Annotated in this window: 19 protein-coding genes; 13 read left to right on the plus strand and 6 right to left on the minus strand. The window is 64.4% G+C overall.

Going from position 1 to position 23,927, the window contains the following annotated elements; all coding sequences use genetic code 11:
- From CN97_RS15940 to CN97_RS15950, 3 genes are all read right to left on the minus strand, one after another.
- Positions 1-1,418: hypothetical protein (locus CN97_RS15940; RefSeq protein ID WP_035713469.1), on the minus strand; the 1,418-nt coding region annotated here is incomplete at its 3' end.
- A 393-nt stretch (positions 1,419-1,811) separates the two neighbouring features.
- Complete coding sequence (locus CN97_RS15945; RefSeq protein WP_051911319.1) at positions 1,812-2,951, minus strand: ParB/RepB/Spo0J family partition protein; 1,140 nt, start codon at positions 2,949-2,951, stop codon at positions 1,812-1,814.
- Positions 2,952-3,285: 334 nt separating this feature from the next.
- On the minus strand, positions 3,286-4,674 hold the full coding sequence (locus CN97_RS15950) for an AAA family ATPase (RefSeq protein WP_035713472.1): 1,389 nt from the start codon (positions 4,672-4,674) through the stop codon (positions 3,286-3,288).
- A 612-nt stretch (positions 4,675-5,286) separates the two neighbouring features.
- Here CN97_RS15950 and CN97_RS15955 point away from each other — a divergent pair.
- The 9 genes from CN97_RS15955 (at position 5,287) to CN97_RS20365 (ending at position 14,493) form a co-directional block, all read left to right on the plus strand.
- On the plus strand, positions 5,287-6,309 hold the full coding sequence (locus CN97_RS15955) for a replication initiator protein A (protein WP_248700105.1): 1,023 nt from the start codon (positions 5,287-5,289) through the stop codon (positions 6,307-6,309).
- 388 nt (positions 6,310-6,697) lie between these two features.
- Positions 6,698-7,198 (plus strand): VPLPA-CTERM sorting domain-containing protein, encoded by a 501-nt coding sequence (locus tag CN97_RS15960; protein ID WP_035713475.1) that lies wholly within the window; start codon positions 6,698-6,700, stop codon positions 7,196-7,198.
- A 666-nt stretch (positions 7,199-7,864) separates the two neighbouring features.
- A complete protein-coding gene (locus CN97_RS15965; RefSeq protein ID WP_211253707.1) occupies positions 7,865-8,263 on the plus strand; it encodes a glycosyltransferase family protein in 399 nt (132 codons plus the stop codon).
- Complete coding sequence (locus CN97_RS15970; RefSeq protein ID WP_035713477.1) at positions 8,260-8,730, plus strand: glycosyltransferase; 471 nt, start codon at positions 8,260-8,262, stop codon at positions 8,728-8,730. Before CN97_RS15965 ends, CN97_RS15970 begins: the two co-directional genes overlap by 4 nt.
- A 250-nt stretch (positions 8,731-8,980) precedes the next feature.
- Positions 8,981-10,030, plus strand: coding sequence for a glycosyltransferase (locus CN97_RS15975; protein WP_035713479.1), 1,050 nt, complete (start codon positions 8,981-8,983; stop codon positions 10,028-10,030).
- Between the two features lie 127 nt (positions 10,031-10,157).
- Positions 10,158-11,474, plus strand: a complete 1,317-nt coding sequence (locus tag CN97_RS15980) for a lipopolysaccharide biosynthesis protein (RefSeq protein WP_035713481.1) — start codon at positions 10,158-10,160, stop codon at positions 11,472-11,474.
- 109 nt (positions 11,475-11,583) lie between these two features.
- Positions 11,584-12,888, plus strand: a complete 1,305-nt coding sequence (locus tag CN97_RS15985; protein WP_035713482.1) for a UDP-glucose dehydrogenase family protein — start codon at positions 11,584-11,586, stop codon at positions 12,886-12,888.
- Positions 12,889-12,901: 13 nt separating this feature from the next.
- Positions 12,902-13,912, plus strand: coding sequence for an NAD-dependent epimerase/dehydratase family protein (locus CN97_RS15990; RefSeq protein ID WP_035713578.1), 1,011 nt, complete (start codon positions 12,902-12,904; stop codon positions 13,910-13,912).
- Positions 13,885-14,493, plus strand: a complete 609-nt coding sequence (locus CN97_RS20365) for a beta-1,6-N-acetylglucosaminyltransferase (RefSeq protein WP_084684209.1) — start codon at positions 13,885-13,887, stop codon at positions 14,491-14,493. The genes CN97_RS15990 and CN97_RS20365 overlap by 28 nt, the downstream gene beginning before the upstream one ends.
- A gap of 276 nt (positions 14,494-14,769) precedes the next feature.
- Here CN97_RS20365 and CN97_RS16000 read toward each other — a convergent pair whose 3' ends face one another.
- The gene (locus tag CN97_RS16000; protein WP_140418233.1) at positions 14,770-15,837 is read right to left on the minus strand and encodes a glycosyltransferase; all 1,068 of its coding nucleotides are present in this window, start codon (positions 15,835-15,837) and stop codon (positions 14,770-14,772) included.
- Positions 15,838-16,125: 288 nt separating this feature from the next.
- On the opposite strand from CN97_RS16000, the gene CN97_RS16005 reads away from it, so the two are divergent.
- Positions 16,126-17,439 (plus strand): UDP-N-acetylglucosamine 1-carboxyvinyltransferase, encoded by a 1,314-nt coding sequence (locus tag CN97_RS16005; RefSeq protein WP_035713485.1) that lies wholly within the window; start codon positions 16,126-16,128, stop codon positions 17,437-17,439.
- Positions 17,429-18,469, plus strand: coding sequence for a UDP-N-acetylmuramate dehydrogenase (gene murB, locus CN97_RS16010; protein ID WP_084684211.1), 1,041 nt, complete (start codon positions 17,429-17,431; stop codon positions 18,467-18,469). Before CN97_RS16005 ends, murB begins: the two co-directional genes overlap by 11 nt.
- Before the next feature lie 29 nt (positions 18,470-18,498).
- On the opposite strand, the gene CN97_RS16015 is transcribed toward murB, so the two are convergent.
- Complete coding sequence (locus tag CN97_RS16015; protein ID WP_035713487.1) at positions 18,499-19,665, minus strand: hypothetical protein; 1,167 nt, start codon at positions 19,663-19,665, stop codon at positions 18,499-18,501.
- Positions 19,666-19,856: 191 nt separating this feature from the next.
- On the opposite strand from CN97_RS16015, the gene CN97_RS20760 reads away from it, so the two are divergent.
- Positions 19,857-20,012, plus strand: a complete 156-nt coding sequence (locus tag CN97_RS20760) for a hypothetical protein (RefSeq protein ID WP_156969593.1) — start codon at positions 19,857-19,859, stop codon at positions 20,010-20,012.
- A gap of 441 nt (positions 20,013-20,453) precedes the next feature.
- The gene (locus CN97_RS20765) at positions 20,454-21,116 is read left to right on the plus strand and encodes a hypothetical protein (protein ID WP_140418234.1); all 663 of its coding nucleotides are present in this window, start codon (positions 20,454-20,456) and stop codon (positions 21,114-21,116) included.
- On the opposite strand, the gene CN97_RS16020 is transcribed toward CN97_RS20765, so the two are convergent.
- Complete coding sequence (locus CN97_RS16020; RefSeq protein WP_035713490.1) at positions 21,104-22,738, minus strand: hypothetical protein; 1,635 nt, start codon at positions 22,736-22,738, stop codon at positions 21,104-21,106. The two genes, CN97_RS20765 and CN97_RS16020, sit on opposite strands and share 13 nt — an antisense overlap.
- Between the last annotated feature and the right edge of the window lie 1,189 nt (positions 22,739-23,927).

Raw genomic sequence — 23,927 nt, forward strand, 5'->3', positions numbered from 1 at the left:
ACATTGCCCCCCCGCGGCTGGGAGATACGGGCGCTTTTGGCACCATCGACGGATTTCAGCAGCAGGCCCGCCAGCCCCCCCTTGCTCATGTTGCTGTTCGGCCGTTCCGTCTCGCTGTTGGAGATGGTGACCTTCGGCCCCGCCACGCTGACAACGGTGCGGATGCGGGTGATCAACGGCAGGTCGAGGCTTTCATGCGGGGTGCGGTACCGCGCGAGGCTTTCTTCCGTCTCCACGTAATACTGGCCGAGGATGTTGCCGCCCGCGGGGGAGCTTTGCCCCCGGTCCCCGATGATGAACCCTGAGAGATCCGCCCCCGCCCAGTGCTGCTCGAGATAGACCATGGGGAACATGAAGGACCACAGCCCCCCGTTCGGGCCGAGATCGAGACCGCGGACCTGAATGCCCCATGAAATCACCGCCCGCACCGCGCGCCTGACCTGCTCGGGGCTGCCGGCATCGGTCCACAGGAGGGGCAGGATCGCGGCCTGCATCGCCGCGACCTCCCGCCCGTAGTTGCTGTCCATCACCCCCGTGCCATAGGGCATGTATTCCCGGTAACCGCCCTGCTCCGCGCCGTTTCCCGGAATGGTGTTCGTGCCGAGCGAGGCCTGAAACTTCTCCGCCCGCGCCAGATAAGCCTCAAGGTCGCGCGGCGGGCGGGTGCCGGCGGCGGAGCGGCGCGGAAGGGCGCGCAGGATGTGATCCACATCCACCCGCTCCAGAACGATGGGCGCCACCGCCGCCCGGTTCACGGGGGGCGCGAAGTCGTTGGGCCCGGGCAGCGTGTCGCCGATCATCAGGCCGAAATATTCGTCCACCAGCGACGTGCCCGAGTCTCCGGCGCGGCGGATATGGGACCGGGCCGCCACCAGGATGTCCCCCCGCCGCATCTCGAGCGGGAACTGCGCCACCGCCTCGGGCTGATGCATGGCGTTGATACGGCCGTCCTGGGACTTGGCCCGCTGATCATATCCGCGGCGCTCCGGCCCCGGATTGAGCGTGGCGCCGTGGATCGTCCGGCCATAGGCATCGGTCGTCGTCGCAGGGCTGCGCGACACGATGCGCACGATACCGCCCGCAGGCGGTACGATGACGGCCTGACGCTGCGGGTCCGACGTATAGCCGATCTGCGATCCTTCCGGCATCAGACCCGATATCTGGACCGTCCCGTCGGACGAGCTGACGGTGAAGGTCTCCGTCGGCTCCGGCGTCACGACCTGCCCGGAAGGGGGGGAGGCGGCCGCGGGACGCGTCATCGGCAGCGCGACAAGGGCGGTGGCCAGCAGGGCGCATAGCAAGGTCGCGGGAAGCAGGCGGAGGGCCGAGGTGCCCCGTTTTCCCGGCGGCGAGCGGTGCCTCGCCCGGGAAAGGGCATGGATCGTCGCCCGGCGGCGGGGGAAGGCAGGGAGGATCATGGCGTCAGCGTCCGCATCTGGCGGCCCGGCGGGGAGCGGCAGGCCCGTCCGTCTGAGACTGACGCCTTGGGACGGCAATGCAAATCACTTTCCGATCCCGCCCAGAGCTCTGGCCCTGCGCAGGGGCCGCGCGCCACCCCCGGGGGAGCGGCCGGAAGGGCAGATGTGCAGGACCATCCTGTTTTCGCCCGATCCGTCACCGCTATTCGGGGCCGCTTCCCTCTCTGGCCATGTTTCGCGCGCGAAACATTCAGCTCCCTCAAGGGTGACACGCTCGGCCTTCCCACCTGTTTCGCTTGCGAAAGTCTGGCCCCCCGGATTTTTGGTCCCCGGGTGCCTGGCCCCTGGCCCCGAAGGCGAACACGAGCTCCCCCGTGTTTCGCGCGCGAAACGTCAGCCCTGCAGACGCAGCCATTCCGCGAGCCGGTCGCGGAGCGCCGGGGTCACTGCCGGGCCGCTGAGGACGATGCGCCTTGCGCCACCCGTCATGGCAAGGCCGGGCAGGATCTCCTGTGCGGCGGTCTTCTGCCGGAGGGCGGATCGCGGTGCTTCGGCCCACCGGGCAAGAGTGGCCAGTTCCATGGCCGGATCCGCGCTCTCCCCGCTGCTCAGAAGGCGGGCCAGAGCCACCCCTGCCTCCGGCTCCTCCGCCAGCCGTTGCGCCAGTTGCAGCCCCAGCCGCTCACCGATTGCTGCCGGGAAGCGGAGACTGCCATCCAGCGCGTCGTAGAGGTTGAGGAAGGAGCCGATCTTCGACCGCTTGGCCCGGCTCGCCGTGGCGTAAAGGCTGCGGAGCGCTTCTCCCCGATCAGCGAAGGCGCCCGCCTCCACCGCCTTGGCGGCGATGCGGGCCCGCTCGTAATAGCTCAGGCCCGCGCGGATCTCGTTCTCCTCCACCATGGCGACATAGGCGGCGCCCGAGCTTTCGGGTGTCCGCAGCAGCGCCAGCACGGTTGCGAACCGCGCCTCCCCCGTTTCCGCATGGAGCCGCCGGAGCGCGGAGAGCCGCCGCCAGCCGGAGATCAGGCCGTAGCGGCGCCCAGTTTCGGGAGCGGCATCGCGCGCGGCATCGCCTTGTCCCATCACCCTGCCCCGGGTCTCGCCGTCTGCAGAACTGGGGTGCAGATCTGAACGGAAACCTTGGCCGAGGTCGATCACCTCCACCGGGGCGCGCTGGCCATGGAGGCGCAGGCTTTCCACCAGCGCGTCGAAATCCTCGCCATCGAAACTCACCCGGTCGCGCACCAGATGGCCGGTGTCGATGGTGTCGAGGGGCAGCGCCTCCACCATCCGTCCCGTGGCGCGGGCCTCCGCCACCTCTCCCGCCAGCGCCTCCAGCGCGGCGGTGGCCGCCGTCTCCGCCGCGATGCGGGAGATGGGGGGCGGGCGCGGCGCGGGGGCGGCGGGCGGGACGGGCGAAACAGCCCGGGAGGCCGGGCCGAAGGGCATGGATTTCGTCTCCAGCGGGCCCTCCGGCATATCGGCCGGATCAGGCTCGGCGGCGAAGGGCAGGGTGAGGCGCTTACGGGCCATGAGACTCCTCCGGGTCAGGAATGTTTCGCGCGCGAAACATCAGGATTTGGTTGGGCTGCCCATGGCAGGCAGACCATGCGGGGCAGGCCCTGCTGGCGGGACGGCAGGACATGAGGACATCCCCGCCGGCTCTGGTCGGCTTCTGCCGGGCACCGGGGTTTGCCCCAGCCCGCCGCGACACATCCGGCGGCAAGCCGCCATGGGCCGCCATCCGGGCCGCATCGGGGCGGGCCAGCACCGGGATCACGCCGCTTGCGCCGGTCTGCAAAAGCTCCTGCAAAAGTCCCGGCCTGCAAAAGCTCTGGACGACCCGAGATGTTTCGCGCGCGAAACATCACTCGGCCGCCTCCCGCGACGCCAGTTCATCCCGCCGCCAGCAGCCCAGCAGCAGCTTCTTGAACACCGCATAGGTCGCGTCGAATGTCTCCCGTCCGCGGATATAGGTGTCGCGGTTGAAGTCGCGGTAATCGGCCTCGTAGATGCCGGCGACCTGCTCCCCCGCCTGGCCGATCAGCGCGGTGAACCCCTGGCGGGAGGGGGAGAGGGTACGGCCCAGATAGGCCTGCATCAGCCCCGCCAGCTCTGCCTGCTGCGCGCCGTCGTAACGGGTGACCAATGCGCGCACCGCATCCCATTCGAAGGAAAGCTCCGGCCGCCCCAGCGCGCGGGCCGCCACATTCTCCCCCTCCTCGATGGAGGCGAAGGTGGAATGCAGCATGTCGAAGAACCGCCCCGTGGAATCGAACTCCAGGAAGGAGGCCCCCATCGGGACGAGCAGGATATCCGCCGCCGACAGCCCGTTGATCGTCAGGTAGCCGAGCGCGGGGGGCGTATCGAGAAAGACGAGATCGTATTTCTCCAGCACCCCGTCTTCGGCGAGGCTTTCGGAGAGCGCGTCCCAGAGCTTCCAGCCGCGCGCGGCCATGCGCCAGACGGGGATCTGGAACTCGGCCCAGTAGAGGTTGAGCTGCGCGCCGATCAGGTCGATGTTTGGCCAGTGGGTCGGGCGGATCAGCTCTTCCGCCGTGACCTTCAGCGCGTCGTTCAGTGTGTCGTCGATCGGGATCGGCGCCTCCCCCCGGTCGATCCGCCCGGCATTGGAGACGCGCAGGTGGCGGGCATAGTGGCGGGCGAGCAGCGGAAAGACCGTGCCCCATTCATCCGCCACCTGACCACCGAAGATCGAGGTCATCGACCCCTGGCTGTCCAGATCGACCACCAGCACCCGGTAGCCGTCGAGCGCCGCCGACATGGCCAGATGCGCGGCGGTGGAGGTCTTGCCGACCCCGCCCTTGAAGTTCGCGACCGCGACGATCTTGGCGGGCTGACCCTTCGGCCGGTAGGGCTGGTATTCCTTCGCGCGGGAGCCTTCGGCGGCGAAATGGGCGCGCAGCCTGAGCACCTCATCCAGCGTGAACCACTTGGCGCCACCCTCCGTCTCCGAGGCGCCCTGCGGCAGCTCGGGGTTCTGGCGCAGCACCCGGCGGAAATGCTGGGGCGCGACGGGGATCAGGTATCTGGTGATCTCCCAGGTGGAGAAGAGCCGGAGCCGTTTCTGCCCCTGCGCATCGAGACCCCGGCCCACCAGATCCTCCCGCCCGCGGGCACAGGCGGCGGCGATCTCGGCAAAGCCGCGGCTGGTCACCGGGGCGCCCAGTTCCGCCAGCGCCGCATCGGGCGAGATGTTGAAATAGGGAGGATCGGCCTCCGGTCCCGTGCTCATCTGCATCCCTCCGGCAGGTCTGCACCTGCCCCTTTCGCGCGGCGGTTATCCACCAATGTATCGCTTTTTTTAACACATATCACAAAACGCGGTACATGAAACATAAAAGCGAACACAGCCGATTTTTTCTCAGCAAATAAAGGGGTTCCGAAGGAGGGGCGCGCGCAATTTTTCGTTCATTTGTGGCGCGCTTGTCACGGCTTCAGCGGGGGGCGGTGTTAGGTATGGAGTTATTTCATAGTTACGGGATCGCGCTCTCTCCGCAAAGCCCTGAATTCACGGGGTGAGCGGTGGCTCGCAGGCGCAGGAGTGAATCCGAAACCCCGTTTCTTCGACTCGGAAACCACGTCGCTCCGATTCCAATCCCACGCTCGGCGGGCCGCAGGATCTGCATCGCCCTCCCCCGCGGCGCTGGACGGAAGGACGCGCGCTTTCTAGGGTGTCACTGAAACCACGAAACGAGTCACCCCGTCAGAGGGGACCGGAGAGGGTCGGGCAGATGCGGAAGACAGGCGCGGCACAGGCTGCGGAACCGGGCGGCAGCCGGGGGCGGGGGGCATGACGGCCGCCGGTTCCCGCCGCCGAAATCCCCCGCGAGCGGAGGGGCTGCCGGTGCCCAAAACTGTGCCCGCTGCGAGCCTTCCGGCCGAACTGCCGCGGGGCGGCTTCTTCGTGGCGGATATCTTCGATGCGCTGCCCAAGGACGATCTGGGGAGCATGGAGCATCCGATGTTCTCGCTCTCCACCCGGCCGGACCTGCGCATCCTCGCCTATGCCCATAACGGGGTGGAGATCACGGTGACCCCCTCCGTCCGCGGCCTCGCCACGATCCACGACAAGGACATCCTGATCTTCTGCGTGAGCCAGCTCATGGCCGCGATCAACGCCGGTCGCCCGGTGTCGCGGAGCCTCCGGCTCAAGGCGGCCGACCTGATGGCGGCCACGGGGCGGGAGGCGTCGGGCGACGGCTACCAGCGGCTCCGCGAGGCTTTCGAGCGGCTGGCGGGCACCCGCATCACCACCAACATGGTGACCGGAGAAACCGAGACGACCACCGGCTTCGGCATGATCGAGGCCTGGCAGATCGTGCGGCATAGCCGGGGCGGGCGGATGATCTCCGTCTCCGTCACCCTGTCGGACTGGCTCTACCGGGCCGTGCTGTCGAAATCGGTCCTGACGCTTTCGCGGGACTACTTCCGGCTCAGGAAGCCGCTGGAGCGGCGGGTCTATGAGCTGGCGCGCAAGCACTGCGGGCGGCAGCCGGAATGGCGGGTGTCGATCGAGGTGCTGCACAAGAAATCCGGTTCCGCCTCTCCCCGCCGGGTGTTCCGCAAGATGATCCGCGACATGATCGCCGCCGATACCCTGCCCGATTACACGCTGGCGGAGGAGGCGGGCGATGTGCTCCGCGTCACGCCGCGCGAGGTGGTGGAGCGGGCGCGCACGCCGCTCGGCGCGCCGCAGCTCACGCCCGAGGCGATCGAGGAGGCGCGGGCGCTGGCCCCCGGCTGGGATATCTATGCGCTGGAGGCGGACTGGCGGCGCTACTGGGCCGCGACCGGGCGGCCGCGGCTGGCCTCCGCCCGGAAGGCCTTCCTCGGCTATGTCCGGGCGCGGGCGGCGGAGAAGGGCTGACCCGATGTTTCGCGCGCGAAACATTCCCGAATCGTAGCTTCACGCGGACCGGTCTGTGGAGGGCAGGGCAGGCGGGGCGCGCCTCTCTCGCCGTAAACAATCCGCCGGATTCCGGGGGGCGGTTCTTTGCGGATCGGAAAACAGTCAGGCGAGTTTCCGAGGCATCTGCGGGGGGCAAGAAACGAAAAGGTTGTCTTTGTTACATAAGATCGCCTTCAGGTTGTTAAATTGTTGACGGAATGCACCTCAAAGATGCATTCGAGAGCCGGTATTAACCCTATTGTTGTAATTCTTTCAGTTTGTTACCTTGGTCTTGCTACTAAAAGTTGAATTAATGTTTTTCCGCTCCCCCAAAGCGGTCTGACGGCCCCAAACAATAAGGATCAACATGAAACATCTTCTCGCGGCTGCGTTTCTTGCAGCACTCCCCGTCGCGGCTCCGGCGGTCACCATAACACCGGTTGCAGGCGAGCTGACTTCGGCCACCGACGTGCTCTCTCCGGGCGGCACGGTGGTCTTCAACGTCATCGTGGACAGCCCGATGACCTTCGACTTCAGTCTGGCCGGATCGGGCGATTTCACCGATCTGCTCGACGTGACCTTCTCCATCAACGGCGGTCAAGCCTATACCTGGAGCACCTTCGGCACCTTCTTCGGGCGTGCGCAGCTTGCCACCGCCGGCGGGACGCTGCCCAGCTTCACGACGTCGGAAGATTTCTACGTCACCTTCTTTGACGGCGTGGCGAGCCCGGTGGGCGTGACGCTCACCCTGATATCCGAGGCGGTGCCCCAGGTGCCGCTTCCGGCCGCCGGTTTTCTGCTGCTGGCCGGCCTTGGCGCGGCGGGTATCGTCTCCCGCACCCGCCGGTCGGACGCCAAAGCCGCCTGATACCGGATTATCCTTGCCGGGAAAGGCCGCCTTCGGGCGGTCTTTCCTTTCGGATGTTTCGCGCGCGAAACAGGGTCGGATGAGCGCTCCGCACGGAGACATGTCCTGCGCGCCGGACTGCGCGCGCCAGCAGCACCTGAACCAGCAGCCCCTGAAGATGTGAGACCAGCCGTTGGCCTGTCCGCCCCGCATGGCCGCTGCGGTATCAGGCGGATGCGGAATTCTTCCTGCCTCCATCCCCGGCCCGGCCTCCCGGCCAGCGTCTTCCGGCCAGCGTCTCCCGGCCAGCGTTTCCCGACCAGCACCGGCCGGCCAGCGCCTGGAGCCCGATACCCGACCTGTACCCGACCTGGCGCTCCCGACCCTGCAGACCCCCGGCCTGTCAATCTCCGGGCTGTCGATCTCCGGCCTGTCAATCTCCGGCCTGTCGATCTTCTATGACATTTCCAGCTTCCCCCGCCGGCCTGTGACCGGGCAGCCTCTCTCCCGCCCAAGCCGAAGAACGCGCCGCCAAAGCCCCTGCAACCGCTTGCACGCGGAGCGAACTTCCGGTTTCATGCGGGTGACCCTGTCAGCCGAGAACTCCCCATGATGAAGAAGAGTGGCTCATCCCACAGCCCCAAAATTCTGGCCGTGGCATCAACGGGAGGGCACTGGGAGCAGCTCATGCAGATCGCCCCCGCCTTCGAGGGGGGGAGCGTCACCTTTGCCTGCACCGACGCCCGCCAGGCGGAGCATTACGATCTGCCCGCCTTTCTTTCGCTCCGGGATTACAACCAGAACGAACCGCTGAAGATGCTGCGCGGTCTGGGGGAGACCTTCGTTCTGGTCAGCCGGCTGAAACCGGATGTGATTCTGTCCACCGGCGCCGCTCCCGGGCTTCTTTGCCTGCTCTGGGGCCGGGTCTTCGGGGCGAAGACCATCTGGATCGACAGCATCGCCAATTCCGAGAAGCTGTCGTTGAGCGGCAAGCTGGCCCGAAAATTCTGTCACGTGACCCTGACACAATGGGAGCATCTGGCGCAAAAGGAGAGCCAGCCGGCCTACTGGGGAAGCGTCATATGATCTTTCTGACCCTTGGCACCCAATTGCCGTTCGATCGTCTGGTGAAGGCGATGGACGAGGTCGCGCCCAGCCTCCAGGAGGCCATCTTCGGACAGATCGGCAATGCCCGCGTGAAGCCTGCCAACTTTGAAAGCGTCGATTTCCTGGCCCCGCGTGAGTTCAAGCAGCATTTCGACGCGGCCCGCGTCATCGTGGGCCATGCGGGGATCGGCACGATCCTGTCGGGGCTGAAGGCGGAGAAACCCCTTGTCCTGATGGCGCGGCGCGTGGCCTTCGGCGAACACCGCAACGATCACCAGCTCGCGACGGTTTCCCAGATGAACCGCATCCCCGGCATCCACATCGCCGAGACGCGCGAGGATCTGCAAGCCCTTCTGTCGGAGCCGGACCTCGCCCCCATGAAGGCGGAGGAGTCCCTCTCCCGTCAGAACCTGCTCACCCGTCTCCGGGCGGAAATCTTTTCCTGATCGCTTGCCCCTCATCGCGCCGTTTCGGGCCCCGGCAACCCGCGGGAGCCGGGGAGGGAGGGGGAGGCCGCGCGGGCACGGGCTTTCCTCACGGAGGGGAGTGCCCCGGAAGCACAGCCCTGCCTGCAGGCCATCCCTCCGATGCTGCAATGCAGAACCCACTTTGTGTTTCCCGAACTTCCGTTTATATTGAAGAATGTATCGGGGCCTTCCGATGCGGGGACGAACTAGCGTAAGGGCTGCCAGACTTATGGATTTCGACGTTGTCGTGGCTACCCGAAACCGCCCGGATGCGCTTGAACTCTGCCTTCCCCTGCTGATCGGGCAGTCCCGCCGGCCCTCAAGGATCATCGTGGTCGACAGCTCGGACGATGCGGCGCCCGTTGCCGATCTGGTCGAACGGCTGCGCCCGCAGTCCGACGTGCCGCTGCGCCTCATGCGGTCGGCCAAGGGGCTGACGCGGCAGCGCAACCTCGGCCTGACGGAAGTGACGGCCCCGGTCGTGTTCTTCCCCGACGACGATTCCCTCTGTCATCCGGGCACGACGGAGGCGCTCCTGCGCATCTATGAGCGGGACGGGGAGGAGATGATCGCCGGCGTGCGCTGCGTCGATGCGCCCGAGCCGCCCCCCGGCATCGATCTGGGGCGCAGCTACCAGATCAGCGATGCCCATCGGAGCGAGGCACGGATGAAGCGGCTCCGGCACCGGCTCGAACGGGGCATCGCCGACCGCAATCCTTTCCCCGCGATGGGCAATGCGCTTGCCGATCTCGTGCCCGCTCCCGACTGGCTGGAGGAGGAGGATGCGGTGAAGGTCGGCTGGATGACCGGCTATCTCATGTCCTTCCGCACCGCGGCGATCCGCCCCTCCGGGTTCGAGGAGGCTTTCGCGGGCTACGGCCTGTTCGAGGATATCGACGCGAGCTTTCAGGCCATGCGGTTCGGTGCGCTCGTGGCGGCAAGGCGGGCACGGGTCTATCACCATCGTGCCCCCGCCGGGCGGCCGGATCCGTATCATCACGCCGCGATGAGCATCCTGAACCGTGGCCTCATCTTCGCCAAGCAGTTCGGCTCGGGCAGGCTGGCTCCGGCGCAGGTCGCCGATATCCGTGCGCGCACCTATTCCTATGCCCGGTTGCGGATGATGGGGCTTTTGCCGCGGATCCGTTCGGCAGAGGCGCGGGCGGAACTCAAGGGAACGCGCGACGCGCTCCGCGCGCTCGATCAGCTGCTGAAACTGCCTCCCGACCGGCTGGGGGAGGGATACCTGCGTCTGGCGCGGGATCTCGGTATCGGGTGACAGGGATGATGGCGGAGTGGCGAGTGACAGCGGAACGATGACCTCCGATCCCGCCGCAGGGCGGCAACCCGACCAGAGTGGAACGCCCGTTGGCATGCAATCCCCCCTTCCTTCCCGCGGAGCACCCATGCGGCAGAAACTGAAATCAGCCCTGTTCGGCGGGCCCGCGGGCGCCGTGTTCCGGGGCATGAGCATTCTGGCGATCGGCGGGATGGCGGCCCGGGTCATCGGCTTTGCCAGCTATCCGATCGTGACCCGGCTCTACAGTTCCCATGATTTCGGCATCGCGGCGCTCATGCTCGCCTTTACCGGGATGATCGCGCCGCTGCTGACGCTGCGCTATGGCACGCCGATCGCCCAGCAGCGCAGCGACGGCGCGGCAATGAACCTCTTCGTGCTTTCCCTGACCTGCGCCCTGACGATAATCGCGGTCGTGACGCTTGTGCTGTTCTTCTGGGGAGAGCGGCTTTTCGCCCGCATGTCCATGGAGGATCTGGCGCCCTGGTGGTGGCTGGTCCCCGTGGGCCTGATCGCCTCGGTAACCTATGAGATGCTGTTGTCCTGGGGCGTCAGGCGGCGGAACTACCGGGTGATCTCGCAGTCCCAGATCAGCCAGTCCATCACCAGCAGCCTCGCCAAGATCGGGTTCGGCCTTGCCGCTGCCGGGCCGATCGGCCTGCTGCTCGGCGGGGTTCTTGCAAGCGGGGGAGGGTCGGGGCGGATGCTGCGCGCCTTCCTGCCGGATTTCCGCAAGAGCTTCCGCATGGTTTCCTGGCGGCGCATGCGCTACTTCGCCTGGCGCTTCCGCAGCTTTCCGATCTTCCGGCTGCCCTCGCATTTCCTGCTGGCCTTCGCCATGCAGGCGCCCCTCATCTTTTCGGCTTCGCTCTACGATCCCGCGACGACGGGGCAGTTCGGCCTTGCCATGCAGGTCATGGCGCTGCCGATCGTGATCATCTCCCAGACCCTCGGCAATGCCTATTACGGCGAGATCGCCAAGCTCGGCCGGCGTCAGGCGGGCCGCATCTTCGATCTGAGCAAGATCATCCAGAAGCGGCTGTTTCTGGTGGGTATCCTGCCCACGCTCGTCGTGACCTTCTGGGGACCGTCCCTTTTCTCCCTGGTCTTCGGGGCGAACTGGGCGCAGGCGGGATATTTCGCCTCATGGCTCGCGCTCTACATGCTGTTCCAGGTCACTTCGACGCCGCTCATGCAGGTGTTCAACATCATGGGCAATCTGGCGGCCTATCTGATCATCAACGGATTGCGCGTGGCCCTGCTGCTGGTTCTTTACTGGGCCTGCCGGCGCACCGGGGCGGAGGCAGAGGTCTATGTGGCCAGCTACAGCATGATAATGGTGTTTTTCTACCTGTTCTCCAGCGGCTATGTCTTCTTCGAGCTCGCGCGCACCGCCCGCCGGCAGCGAGAGGGGAGTTCTGCATGAGGCGGAACGTTTCGCAGTTGTGCGGGCAGATGATTGTCGCTTTAACCTTCCCGAACACCCCTCCTTTTCTGAACACCCCCTTGAACAAGCATCAAAAGGCAACCTCCCCATGAAGATAGCGATGATTGGCACGGGCTATGTGGGCCTCGTCTCCGGCGTGTGCTTTTCCGACTTCGGACATGACGTGGTCTGCGTGGACAAGGACCCCCGCAAGATCGAGATGCTGAAGCGGGGCGAGGTGCCGATCTACGAGCCTGGCCTCGATCAGCTCATGGCCAAGAACGTGCAGGCCGGACGGCTGTCCTTCACCGGCGATCTGAAGGAGGCGGTGGAGGGTGCGGATGCCGTCTTCATCGCGGTCGGCACGCCGACGCGGCGGGGGGACGGGCATGCGGACCTGACCTATGTCTTCGCCGCCGCGCGCGAGGTGGCCGAGGCGCTGACCGGCTATGCGGTGATCGTGACGAAATCCACCGTGCCCGTCGGGACCAATGCCAAGGTGGCCGCAGAGATCCGGGACGCCAATCCGGCCGCAGACTTCGACGTGGCCTCCAACCCCGAATTCCTGCGCGAAGGTGCTGCGATCGACGATTTCATGCGCCCCGACCGCGTGGTGGTGGGTGTCACCTCCGAGCGCGCGAAGGAAGTGATGGGCGCGATCTATCGCCCGCTCTTCCTGCGCGACTTCCCGATCCTCTACACGGATCTGGAAACGGCGGAGATGATCAAATACGCAGCCAACGCCTTCCTCGCCACCAAGATCACCTTCATCAACGAGATCGCGCGGCTGTGCGAAAAGGTCGGCGCGGATGTGAAGCAGGTCTCGAAGGGCATCGGCCTCGACGGGCGGATCGGCAACAAGTTCCTGCATGCGGGGCCGGGCTACGGCGGGTCGTGCTTCCCCAAGGATACCTCGGCGCTGGCCCGCATCGGGCAGGACCATGCCGTGCCGATGCAGATCGTGGAGACGGTCATTGCGGTGAACGACGCGATCAAGCGGCGCATGGTGGACAAGGTCGTCGACCTCTGCGACGGCTCGGTCAACGGCAAGAAGGTCGCCGTCCTCGGCGTGACCTTCAAGCCCAACACCGACGACATGCGCGACGCGCCCTCGCTCACCATCGTACCGGCGCTGGTGGGCGCGGGGGCGCGGGTCTCCGTCGTCGATCCGCAAGGGAAACGCGAGGGGGAGAAGCTCCTGCCCGGCGTCGCCTGGAGCGAGGATCCCTATGAGGCGGCGAAGGGCGCCGATTGCGTCGTCCTGCTGACCGAATGGAACGAGTTCCGCGCCCTCGACCTGCCCCGGCTGGCGGAGACGATGGCCGTGGCGAGGATGGCCGACCTGCGCAACGTCTATGACGAGACCGGCGTGCTGGAGGCGGGGTTTGCCGCCTATGCCGGCGTCGGGCGCTGAGGGGACGGAGAAGATGGCGGGGCAGAGGGCTTTCATCACCGGCTCGGCCGGGTTCATCGGCTACCATCTGGCCGAAAGGCTGCTCTCCGATGGCTGGCAGGTCCTCGGCCTCGACGCGATGAGCGACTACTACGAGGTCTCGCTGAAGGAGAAGCGCCACGCCATGCTGGGCGCACATCCCGGCTTCCGCGCGGTGATCGGCCGCGTGGAGGATCCGGGGCTGGTGCGCGGCCTGATGGAGGAGTTCCGCCCCGATGCGGTGATCCACCTCGCAGCCCAGGCGGGGGTGCGCTATTCCATCGATGCGCCGCGGTCCTATGTGGAGGCGAACCTCATCGGCACCTTCGAGGTGCTGGAGGCGGCGCGGGCGGTGCCGCCCGCACATCTGCTGCTGGCCTCCACCTCCTCTGCCTATGGCGCCAATACCAGGATGCCCTATGCGGAGACGGACAGGGCCGACCACCAGATGTCCTTCTACGCCGCGACGAAGAAGGCCACGGAATCGATGGCGCATTCCTATGCCCATCTCTACGGCCTGCCGACGACCATGTTCCGCTTCTTTACCGTCTACGGCCCCTGGGGCCGGCCGGACATGGCGCTGTTCAAGTTCACCAAGGCCGTGCTGCAAGGCAAGCCCATCGACATCTACAACCACGGCGACATGAAGCGTGACTTCACCTATGTCGCCGATCTGGTGGAGGGGATCGCGGGGCTGATCGACGTGGCGCCCGGGCAGGAGCCGGTGGGAGAATTCGACAGCCTCTCCCCGGTGGCGCCCTGGCGGGTGGTCAATATCGGCAATGGCGCGCCCGTGCCGCTGATGGATTTCGTCTCCGCCATCGAGGCGGCGACGGGCCGGGAGGCGGAGAAGAACTTCCTGCCCATGCAGCCCGGCGACGTGCCCGCCACCTGGGCGGATGCGACACTCATCACCCGCTTGCTGGGCCATCCCCTGCCGAAGACCGACATCAATGAAGGGGTGGCCCGTTTCGTGGAGTGGTACAGAGAGTATTATCGTATCTGACTTCCACGGGGTTCTTTCATGAAGATCGCGGCCCTCATTCAAGCGCATCACCGCCCGGACCTGATGGAAAGACTGCTCGACCGGCTTTCGGGGGAGCTTGGGCACGGTATGTCCATATAGATGCCAAGTCCGACATCGGAATTTTTTCACCGCTTTTCGGAAAGGCCGACTTCCTGCACGACCGGGTCGCAGTCTACTGGGGCGGTTTTTCCCAGGTCGAGGCGACGCTGCGGTTGATCGAGGCGGCGCTGGCAAACCCGGAGGTGACCCATCTCTACCTGATGAGCGGCCAGGACTATCCGCTTCGGAGCGATGAGGAGATCCGCCAGGGGATCGCCGGCGCAACGCGGGACAAGGGAGGGGAGGGCGGGAACTTCCTGGAGATCGCCAGAATGCCTTTTCCCGACAAGCCGATGACCAGGATCGAGAAACGGTTCTTCCGGGATAATCCGCCGGGCGTGGCGATCTGGCTTGAACGCGCAGCCCGGATCCTTCCCCGGCGCAAGGCGGAGGTGCTGCTGCGCGGGCGCGTTTCCCATGCGGGCTGGCAGTGGTGGCTGCTGGAGCGCCGGGCGGCATAGTCTCCGGGATTTCCACAAGGCCAATCCCTGGTGCGCGAAAGCCTTCCGGGGAACGTTCTGCAGCGACGAAGTCTTCTTCCAGATGCTTTTCGCCCCTTTGGGCTTCGAGGCCGACAGACAGGGACCGACCGTCATGCGCTGGACGCCGGGCAGTTACAATCCCGATCCCGTGACACCCGAGGTTTATGAGGACATGCGTCGCGACCGGCACCTCATGGCGCGCAAGTGCGCCGATTTCCACCCGGCGGACCACAGGCCCGGCTCAGGGATGGACCATCACAAGGGGCGGGATTGCCTGAGGACCGGGATCGGCTTGACCTGGCGCGGATCCTGGATTTTGCGGAAGCGGAAGGCCGCCTGCACCAGCGGGCGGGAGAGGCGGCCCTCCTGCATGGCGATCATGCTCCGAGCAAGGCGGCCATCTCGGGTATGGTGTTCCTTCCAGGAGAGGGCCGCGAAGTAGCGCGCCTCCTCGACCAGTCCGGCCTTGAGGTATTTTACCGCGATCCGGGCGAGATAGCTGGCCAGATAGGCGCTGGGTTCCCGGAACATCCCGGCCTGCATGCCGAAAACATCGATGGAATCGAACCCCTGCCGGTCCCATTCACGGGCGCATTGCAGCGCCATGACGGCCAGGGTGATCTGGGCGACATGTTTCTGCATGTCGGTGGCGATGCCATCGCCCGCGAAAAGCCGGCGTTCGTAAAGCACATCCGGGATCACGGCATATTTGCCCCCGTAGCGCGACATCCGGCACCACAGGTCCAGATCCTGGGTGAAACGGAAGAACGGCCGGTATCCGCCCACCGCCTCGTAGGCGGAGCGCCGGTACATCACCTCGCCATGGGTGAAGGGGGAGTGGATGCGCCCCAGAACCTGCTCATGCGTGATTTCGGGCCGCGCCTTGAGGCCAAGGTCGCGGACCTTGACGATCTTCCAGTCGCGATCTACCTCCGCCTCCCGCAGACCGCAGGCGACGCCGATATGATCGGGGTGGGTGTCGAGGAATTCAGCCTGCTTGCGCAGCCGCGCAGGCAGGGAAGCATCGCCGGCTCCCATGACAGCGATGTATTCGCCGCCTGAGCTGTCGATGGCCTTGCGGATCGCGCTCACGAAGCCTGCGTTCGCCTGATGGATCACCCGGAGGCGCGGAGTATCGTAGCTGTCGAGGATCTCTCGCACACGGGGATCGGGACTGCCGTCATTGACCAGCACGATCTCGTAATCATCGAAATCCTGGGCCAGCAGGCTGTCTACCGTATCGCGCACGAAATCCGCCCTGTTGTACCAGGCGCAGACGACTGAAACTTTCGGAGATCGGGGGTGGGAAGGAGTCATTCTCATCCAATCCGGTTCGCAAGAACCCTGCAGGAAGGCCACTGCCTCTCAACAGTATCAAATGGATCCGGGGGTTCAAGTGGCCGTGCTGCAATGCAGAGATTAACTTTGAGATGAATCGGCGGGTCTGGAGGTTGCCATCATGTTTTGTTAGAAAAAAGAGATATGCCGATAGAATCGTTAGCGGTATCTTTTGCACTGCAGCGATTGGCAGGAAGAAGAAACTGGTTTACGGTCGAGACAAGGCCTGTGGAGCCTCACAGTATGTTTTCAAGCATCATTAGGTGAAAGCGGATGTACGCAATCATTGACGGCGGGATCATCCCGCGCGGCCATGTCCGGGTGAGTGGAGCGAAGAATTCTGCAACGCGGCTTCTCTCGGCGGCTCTGCTCAGCGATGAGCCCGTCACGCTGCGCAACTTTCCCACAGAACTGGTCGATGTCGGTCACAAGGTAAACTTCTGCCGCAAGCTCGGGGCCGAGATCACGCTGGACCGCGAGACGGAGCAGGCCTCCATCAGCGCGCAGGCGCTCAAGTCCCGGTTGCTAACCCGCAACGACTACGATGTGCCGATCCGCACGACCTATCTGCTCTCGGCGGCGCAGGTACTCCGCTCCGGCATCGCGCGCATCCCTTATCCCGGCGGCTGCCCTATCGGCGGCGGCTCGGCCGGCGGGCGCGGCTATGACCAGCACATCATGGTATGGAAGGCGCTTGGCGCCGAGGTGACGGAAAAGGACGACCATATCGAGATCACAGCCCCCCAAGGCTTTCAGGGCGGAGAAATCCGTTTCAGCATCTCCACCGTCGGCGGCACGGAGACGGCGCTGATCTGCACTGCCATCGCCAAGGGGCGGAGCGAGATATACAACGCCTACATCACCCCGGAGGTCGAGGACCTGATCGCCTTCCTGCGCCGCATGGGCGCGAACATAGAGGTCTTCGGCTCCAGCCACATCGTGGTGGAGGGGCGGGGCCAGCCGCTCGGTGGCACTCATATGTCGGTGATGAGCGACCGGATCGAGGCGCTGACCTGGATCGTCTACGGCATCCTCTCAGGCGGCGAACTCACCGTGCATAACGTGCCTTTCGAGAGCATGGAAGTGCCGCTTCTGCATCTGCAGCAGGCGGGTATCGACTTCTTCCGCAACTCCCGTTCGGTGCATGTGACGCCGGGATGCCTGACCTCCGGTTCTGTCCAGCCGTTTGAGTTGGCCTGTGGGGCGCATCCGGGTGTGATTTCGGACATGCAGTCCTTCTACGTCATCCTTGCGCTGGCGGCGGCGGGCACTTCTCGGGTCTATGACTACCGCTACCCGGAGCGCATTGCTTTCGTGGGTGAACTGGCAAAGCTCGTTCAGGGCGACCACCTGACGGCGGAACGGGGCAAGATCACCATCAACGGGTCGGCGCGCTTCAAGCCGGGGGTGGCGGATTCCACCGATCTGCGCGGTTCCATGGCTGTCGTGATGGCTGCGCTCTGTGCCGACGGGCGGTCGATCATCAACAATGTCCACATGGCGCTTCGGGGGTACAACGACCTGGAGGGCAAGCTGCGCACCATCGGTGGCCGTATAGAGGTGCGTGAGGATCGGCATGCCGCCTGAGGCAGCTTTGCTGCGGGCAAATGTCTCCGCACCTATCGCGGCCCTTCTCGTGGCACTGCGTCAGGCGGGAGTGACCCGTATCGCCGAAGGGCGGCCGCTGGCCCAAGAGGTTCGCTGGCGGATCGGCGGGCCGGCTGATCTGCTGGTGGAGGCGGAAAGCAGCACGGAGGTGGCGGCCTGTCTGCGGTTGGCGCGAGCGCATGGCGTACCGGTCTTCATTCTGGGCGACGGCTCCAACATGTTGATGGACAGCCACGGCTACCGCGGCCTCGTGCTCAGGATCGGGCGGGCCATGTCCGCGCTGCACATCGAGGGGACGCGGGTCATCTGCGGCGGTGGCCTCTGGGTGCCACGCTTGGCCTTGGAACTGGCACGGCGCGGGCTCACGGGGCTTGAGCATGTGGCAGGCATTCCTGGAACGATCGGCGGGCTCGTGCTGATGAACGGCGGGAGCCAGCGCAAGGGCGTCGGCGCTCATGTCCGCCGCGTCACCGTGGTGACGCCGGAGGGAGATATCCGCAGTCTCACGCAGGAAGAGATGGCTTTTTCCTATCGCCATTCGGCGTTGCAGGGCCGTGGCTGTGCCATCACTGAAGTGGAGTTGGAACTGGAACCGGGAGATCCGGCGGCGATCCGGCGCGAGATGATCGACATCCTTGCCTCCCGCCGGCGGAAATTCCCGAAGAACCTGCCCAATTGCGGCTCTACCTTCCTGTCGAACCCCGCGATGTATGCGGTGGTCGGCCCGCCCGGCAAGGCCATAGAGGAGGCGGGACTGAAGGGCATTGCCTTGGGCGGGGCTCAGGTCTCGCCGCTCCATGCGAATTTCATCGTCAACCGGGGCGGCGCTACATCGGACGAGGTTCTGGCCCTGATTGCCCATATCCGGCAGACTGTCCACGCCCGTACAGGCTACAGGATGGACTGCGAGGCGCGCTTCGTCAGCGCCGAGGGTGAGGAACGCCCCGCGCATGATTTCACCGACGCAGGGCGGTTCGATATTGGCCTGCTGGGCCGGATCGCGCTCTGACCACAGCTATCTGTCGAAGAGGGCATCCGCTAGGGATTGGACAGGGTGCGGCTTTTTCTGTGTCCGAGCAATAGGCCGGTCATCTGCTGTGCGACACGAACCGGCGTCTGTAGGACCGGGAATGCCTTCCTTAGCTGGTCCCAGATCAGGGTGGCGCCTCCGCAGAACACAAGGAAAGCCACCGTGAACGATGCCTTGCCCCAGAAGGGTAGCCAGTCGAGCGATGGCAGAATCAGGAGAAGCGCATTCCCAATGAAGAAATAGGCCAGCGTCGCACCGCCGATCCGGGCCAGCGGCGTGACGACCCACTGGGGAGCGATAATGCAGATTGATCGGGCGAGGAACAGAAGCCCGAGGGCGGAGAGCAGGCCATAGGCGTAATAGCCGATGTCATTATCCCCCCGCCATTGCGTGATGTCCGCGATCCGCAGCAGAACGCCATGCAACCCGAACCAGCCGAGTTTCGTGCCTAACAGCAGCAGGCTCAGGCCAGTGGCCATGCCGAGCCAGAGGCGGGCCGCATGCATCTCGGCCTTCTCTGTCAGCCGGGAAGGGCTGAAGAAAGCGGCACCCAGGGTCATGCCCATCACGACGAGTGTTAGACTGTGCAGGATACTCGGTCCCCATGAGGTTCCGATGCCGAACAGGAAGCCCGCGAAGTGGGCGAAAACGGGAGGAGCGGGCAAGTGGTCCAGCACAATCCAGTCTAGCAGCCAGATGCCTGCGACAACCACCCAAGGCCCTAGGAGGCCCGTGCGCGCCCGGAGTTGGACAAGCAGGAGTGTAATCGGCAGCAGAAAGGTATAGATTTTGAAGATATTGGCATAAGGTGAGGGCGCCACCAGCAGCGTCGCCCGTATAGCCTGTCCTCCTCTCACATGGCCGAAGACCAAGGCGAGAACGACCAGCGCAACATAGCAGATGTAGCAGATGATCGCGCGCGAAATCATGCCCTGCGCTGCCCTGTCCGGGTCGCTTCGGTAGCGTCTCAGGTAGACAATCTCTGCCATGACCCCGAACAGGATCATCAGGGCAGGCGTTGCGGTGCGGGTGATCGATTTCAGCCCCAGTATCACATCGCCACCCGAGAAGGCGTCCGACTTCAAGAAGAGAAGTGTGTGAGAAAAAAGCGCGAAGCTAACGGTGAGATAGCGAAATAGGTCGATGGAAGAGATGCGGGACACGGCCGGCTGCATTTTTCTCTCCTGCACACGAGGACTTCAGGATTCTGCGGGTGCGAAGAGATTCAAGCAAGCATAACCTTACCGAGTTGTGTTCTTCGTGGCATTCATCTCCACCGCGCACCCGATGTCGGCTGCGAGCTGCTGATGGCGGTGCGGATGCACAGCGGGCATCGGGCGAACATTAAGGAAAGCGTCTGCATTGCATGCTGGGTGATAGCGCCCAGGCTGTGGTGTCCACGGAGGAGTTTTGTCACTTGCTGACCGTGCCGGCGAAGTCGATCAAGCGCAGCCTCCACCGGCTGCTCTCGGAGGTCGAACTCAAGATGCTCTGGGAGGCGCTGCGCAAGCCTGTGGCTTGAATTTGGACGAACCGAGGGTCTGCGTTGGTGCCCGAAGGATCTTCGTTCAGTACGATATTTAACGATATTCGTTATAATATTCGGGCCGATCTCCAGGGATCGGCTTCCTCCGAGGTCCGGTCCGATAATACCCCTGGATCCTGCCCCGTGTGATCGGTGGTTTGGCCTCCCCGCTGGTGTTGCTGCCCCAACCGGGGGCCGATCGCGCCCGTGGCATGTCGCCGGGGGGCCGAGACGCAGGCCTGAGCCGGGAGGCCTTTACAAGGCGCTGTCTCCGATCAGAAAACCCCACGCTCTTCACCCCTGCTGGGCGCGACGAAGGCGCTGATCCGCCTTGAGGCATCCGTCATCCCTGCGGACTGATACATCTTAATCTTTGCACTTGCTCGAATCGTCGGCCTCACGGCACCGTGAGGCGATTGGTTAATCGGAGGATTTGGGATGAGAGCGTTTGCGCTGGCGGCTGCGGCTTGCCTGACGGTGGGGCAGGCTGATGCAGCGATTTACAAGTTCGACTTTGAGTGGACACAGCGTAGCTGGGACCCCAATATCAATGATGACACAGTGAATGGAGGGTATTTCCGTCGATCTGGTGGTTCTCTAATTATAAACGAAGCCCTCTACCCTGGTCGCTCAATTGCGAACACTACACTCAGATTTACTGCGAACTATTGGCCGCAGGTGGCGGAAGTAAGTATAGCGGGATCCTCTACATACGACGCCTTTACAACCGATGATGATGGGCAGACCATTCTACATGAAATCGGACTTATCTTTTCAGGGGCTTGGCCTGTCGGATACCCTGTGACGATGCAAAACTCGATTGAGATATCGTTCGATAGCGTCGGGCAGATAGTATCTTTTTCTGGCTCTGAAGCTATCGGTGGAAGTGAAGATTACATATTTGGTGGGCCGGGCTGGAACCCGTTCTGGGATGAACTTTTTGAACAGGGATATGATGATATCAGCGAGCGAATACCCTCTACGGTCGTGCGATCAACCCTTGCCCCCGTCCCCCTTCCTGCTGCCGCCCCGCTGCTGCTGGCAGGGACGGCTGCGCTTTGGGCAGTCGGGCGCAGGCGCAAGGCGCGTCAGGGGGCGTAGGGCAGCACCGCTTTCTCGTAGACCGGCAGATATAGCCCATCCTTGCTGACCTGCCCTATCACCGGGAGGCCGTATTTGAACAACCCCTTCGGATATGCCTCCCACACGATCCCCTCGAAAACGGTTTGATCTCCGGCATCGTTCATCGCAGTCGCCCCCGGCTGCCCATTTCCCGGCCATTGCTGGAAGTAGCCCCCGGCGCTGTGATAGAGGCTCGGAGTGATGCGCACTTTGGTGCTGACCGGGAACGCCTTTCCCTCGGGGTGAACAATCGTGACTTCCCCATCCGACAGGCTTGCCAAGAGATACGAACTCGTCGTCCCGCCGGCCACGTCTGTCCACATGAAACCCGAGATGTTCTTCGGATTGAGGGCCGATATATTCCCGCGGTTCGCCGCGACGACAGGCACGATGATCTCCGTTCGACGCGCATTGCCAAATCTGGCTTGTCCGAAATGAGGAATGCCCGGGCCGCGTCCGAGAGCGCTTGCCAGAGCCATGCCTGTTATCGGGGCCTGCAAGACAGCGCCATTCGTAACGTCCTGCCTCGGATGCGCTGTAAGGTTTCCGACCAAGCCTGCGGTGTCGCGCAAATCCATGCGCGTAAGAGCGAGGACACCCGTCACGCCCCCTTCAGCGGCGAATTGGATGGCTGACTGGATATATTGGTCTTTGGCAGGTTTTGAATTGACCGCCTGTTGGCCACGCGCGGGCGCATTTACCAGCCTATAGCCCGGTTGAATGATCTGGTCGAAGTGCATGAGTTGGCCGGGCGCCCCCCCTCGGAGGACGGAGGCCAGCGTCTGTGTGGCACTGCCCGCGTTGACGGCTTCGTTGAACAGCAGGACCGTGATGTCGTTTCCCGCTAGGTCGATCATCGTCTGAAGCTGGTCAATCTCGGCTTGCATTCGGAGGAGGTTCCTCGACCCGCCCCAGACGCCTCGCCCCGCCTCCGAGGCGTTGACGATGGCGTGGATGCCCGGAACCATGCTGGCAAGCTGTTGGGCAAGGAGCATCTGACCGCAGTTCTGGAAGCTGTCGGGATTGGTCGTGCTGACGGGGGGCGTCCCCGACCCTGTAATTCCGTACCGGGCAGGAGCCTCATCAGACCCTCCGGCCAATGTGGATTTCCCTTCCCAGAAGGTGCAGTAGGCAACTTTTCCGATGTCGGGCAGGGGAGGCATGGTGAACGCCGCGCCGTAGACGCTCGGATTGGGGCATTGGGTTCCGCGCGCCAGCGAGGACGGGCCAACCAGCAGATGCTTGAACCCGACAGCGCAGCGCCCGACGCTCCGCGCCACGATCTCCGGGCTGGCTGTCAGGCGGACCTCCCGCCAGCACCAATGCTTCGTGGCCGGGATCGACCGCCTGACGCTCCATGCCCCACCGGTGATCCTGCCTGCGCTTACCCAGCCGGTGACCGCCTCGCCTCCCGTACCGACAAGGCGGAACTCGACCGCCATCCCCTCCAAGGTGGCGTGAGCCGGGCCAGAGAAGGTCACAGCGCGTTCCAGCGCCTCGATCTCGTCCCCGCGCAGCCCATAGACCCAGCCGTCCATAGCGAAATTCGGCACGCCGTCCCGGATCGAAGGGTATGGGTCATGGTCCAGCATGCCCGACATAACTGCTCCCACTGTCGTATACCTAACGGGTTCCTCGTGTGGCGCACGCAAGCCGTAGCCCGATCTCGCGATCAGAGAGGCGAGGAAGTGAGCCTGCTGCCCGCGAGCCTGGCAGCCCGAGGCCGATACCGAAATAGTGCCATGCTCAGGTTCCTTATGCACGCAGCATTGGGCCAGGGACGATGTTACTCGTAGAATAGTCGCGGTTGCCCTCCCAGACATCGGTGTTTCCCTTCAACCCATTGTGGCAATACACGCCGCAGGTCACGCGAGATGGGACGATCCGGTTCCCGATAGGCCATCGGCCCCGGGGTCTTCCGAGAGGAGACCATTTCCACCGAGCGCGGGCTGAGCTCCCCCCGAAACAGTGACGGAGGCGCGATCGCGCTGAAAGCCGTGAAAGGCGAGCGCCCTGTGTCGGAGCTGGCGGCCGAATACGGCGTGCATCCGATGAGGATCCCCCGTGGAAGAAGGCGTTGCTCAATGGCGGTGGCTATCTGTGAGCGGGGCAGCAGGAAAGCCCGCAGCGGAGGAAACGGTCCCTGCATGCCAGGAGTGGAGATCTGGCTGTCGCCAACGATTTTCTGTCACGACAGTGGATCGGCAAGTGAGGCGTGGCGGGACCGAACAGGACCCTCCCGTGCTGTCGATCGGGCGCAGGGAGGGACTCAGGCACCCGCCGCCCCGTTCCCGGACAGCCCTGTGGCGGCCAATTGGCTCCCGTCGAGAACATCTGGATGCAAAAATACCACGGCCCTGTCACTCAGAACGATGTGCGGGGGTCAGAATTTTATGCGCCTCCGCCGTGAACCACAGAAGCGGCCAGCCAGCGCAGCACCGGTAAGAAGGCAACCCGTTTCGGCATCATTCTTGCGCCCTGCACCCGCCGGGGTCATCGCGGCCCGTAGGGATGGCGGGACGGAGGACTTTCAGAACACGATAAATCCCGGATACCCGCCCATTTCGGCGATTCATGCGATCATTACGGGGTGTTCTCAGACGCCGCGTTGTCATTATTGCATCTCATTCGATAAGCGCAACTTATCGGTAATGATGGAGGACAGTCTGGTCGTTTCATGTGGCGCGCGGAATCGCAAAATTCTGCGCCTACAGTATCCGATATCTCAGTAAACAGGCGTGTTGTTACAGATCACGGTGGCGGCGGGTGAATCCTCCATCGACCAGCGGT

The sequence above is a fragment of the Haematobacter massiliensis genome, assembly GCF_000740795.1.
Classification (GTDB): Bacteria; Pseudomonadota; Alphaproteobacteria; order Rhodobacterales; family Rhodobacteraceae; genus Haematobacter; species Haematobacter massiliensis.

Coding starts and splice junctions, on each gene's coding strand:
- CN97_RS15945 (WP_051911319.1), bottom strand. CDS start 2,951: ATGGCCCGTAAGCGCCTCACCCTGCCCTTCGCCGCCGAGCCTGATCCG.
- CN97_RS15950 (WP_035713472.1), bottom strand. CDS start 4,674: ATGAGCACGGGACCGGAGGCCGATCCTCCCTATTTCAACATCTCGCCC.
- CN97_RS15960 (WP_035713475.1), top strand. CDS start 6,698: ATGAAACATCTTCTCGCGGCTGCGTTTCTTGCAGCACTCCCCGTCGCG.
- CN97_RS15965 (WP_211253707.1), top strand. CDS start 7,865: ATGCAGATCGCCCCCGCCTTCGAGGGGGGGAGCGTCACCTTTGCCTGC.
- CN97_RS15970 (WP_035713477.1), top strand. CDS start 8,260: ATGATCTTTCTGACCCTTGGCACCCAATTGCCGTTCGATCGTCTGGTG.
- CN97_RS15975 (WP_035713479.1), top strand. CDS start 8,981: ATGGATTTCGACGTTGTCGTGGCTACCCGAAACCGCCCGGATGCGCTT.
- CN97_RS15980 (WP_035713481.1), top strand. CDS start 10,158: ATGCGGCAGAAACTGAAATCAGCCCTGTTCGGCGGGCCCGCGGGCGCC.
- CN97_RS15985 (WP_035713482.1), top strand. CDS start 11,584: ATGAAGATAGCGATGATTGGCACGGGCTATGTGGGCCTCGTCTCCGGC.
- CN97_RS15990 (WP_035713578.1), top strand. CDS start 12,902: ATGGCGGGGCAGAGGGCTTTCATCACCGGCTCGGCCGGGTTCATCGGC.
- CN97_RS16000 (WP_140418233.1), bottom strand. CDS start 15,837: ATGAGAATGACTCCTTCCCACCCCCGATCTCCGAAAGTTTCAGTCGTC.
- CN97_RS16005 (WP_035713485.1), top strand. CDS start 16,126: ATGTACGCAATCATTGACGGCGGGATCATCCCGCGCGGCCATGTCCGG.
- murB (WP_084684211.1), top strand. CDS start 17,429: ATGCCGCCTGAGGCAGCTTTGCTGCGGGCAAATGTCTCCGCACCTATC.
- CN97_RS16015 (WP_035713487.1), bottom strand. CDS start 19,665: ATGCAGCCGGCCGTGTCCCGCATCTCTTCCATCGACCTATTTCGCTAT.
- CN97_RS20760 (WP_156969593.1), top strand. CDS start 19,857: ATGCTGGGTGATAGCGCCCAGGCTGTGGTGTCCACGGAGGAGTTTTGT.
- CN97_RS20765 (WP_140418234.1), top strand. CDS start 20,454: ATGAGAGCGTTTGCGCTGGCGGCTGCGGCTTGCCTGACGGTGGGGCAG.
- CN97_RS16020 (WP_035713490.1), bottom strand. CDS start 22,738: ATGTCGGGCATGCTGGACCATGACCCATACCCTTCGATCCGGGACGGC.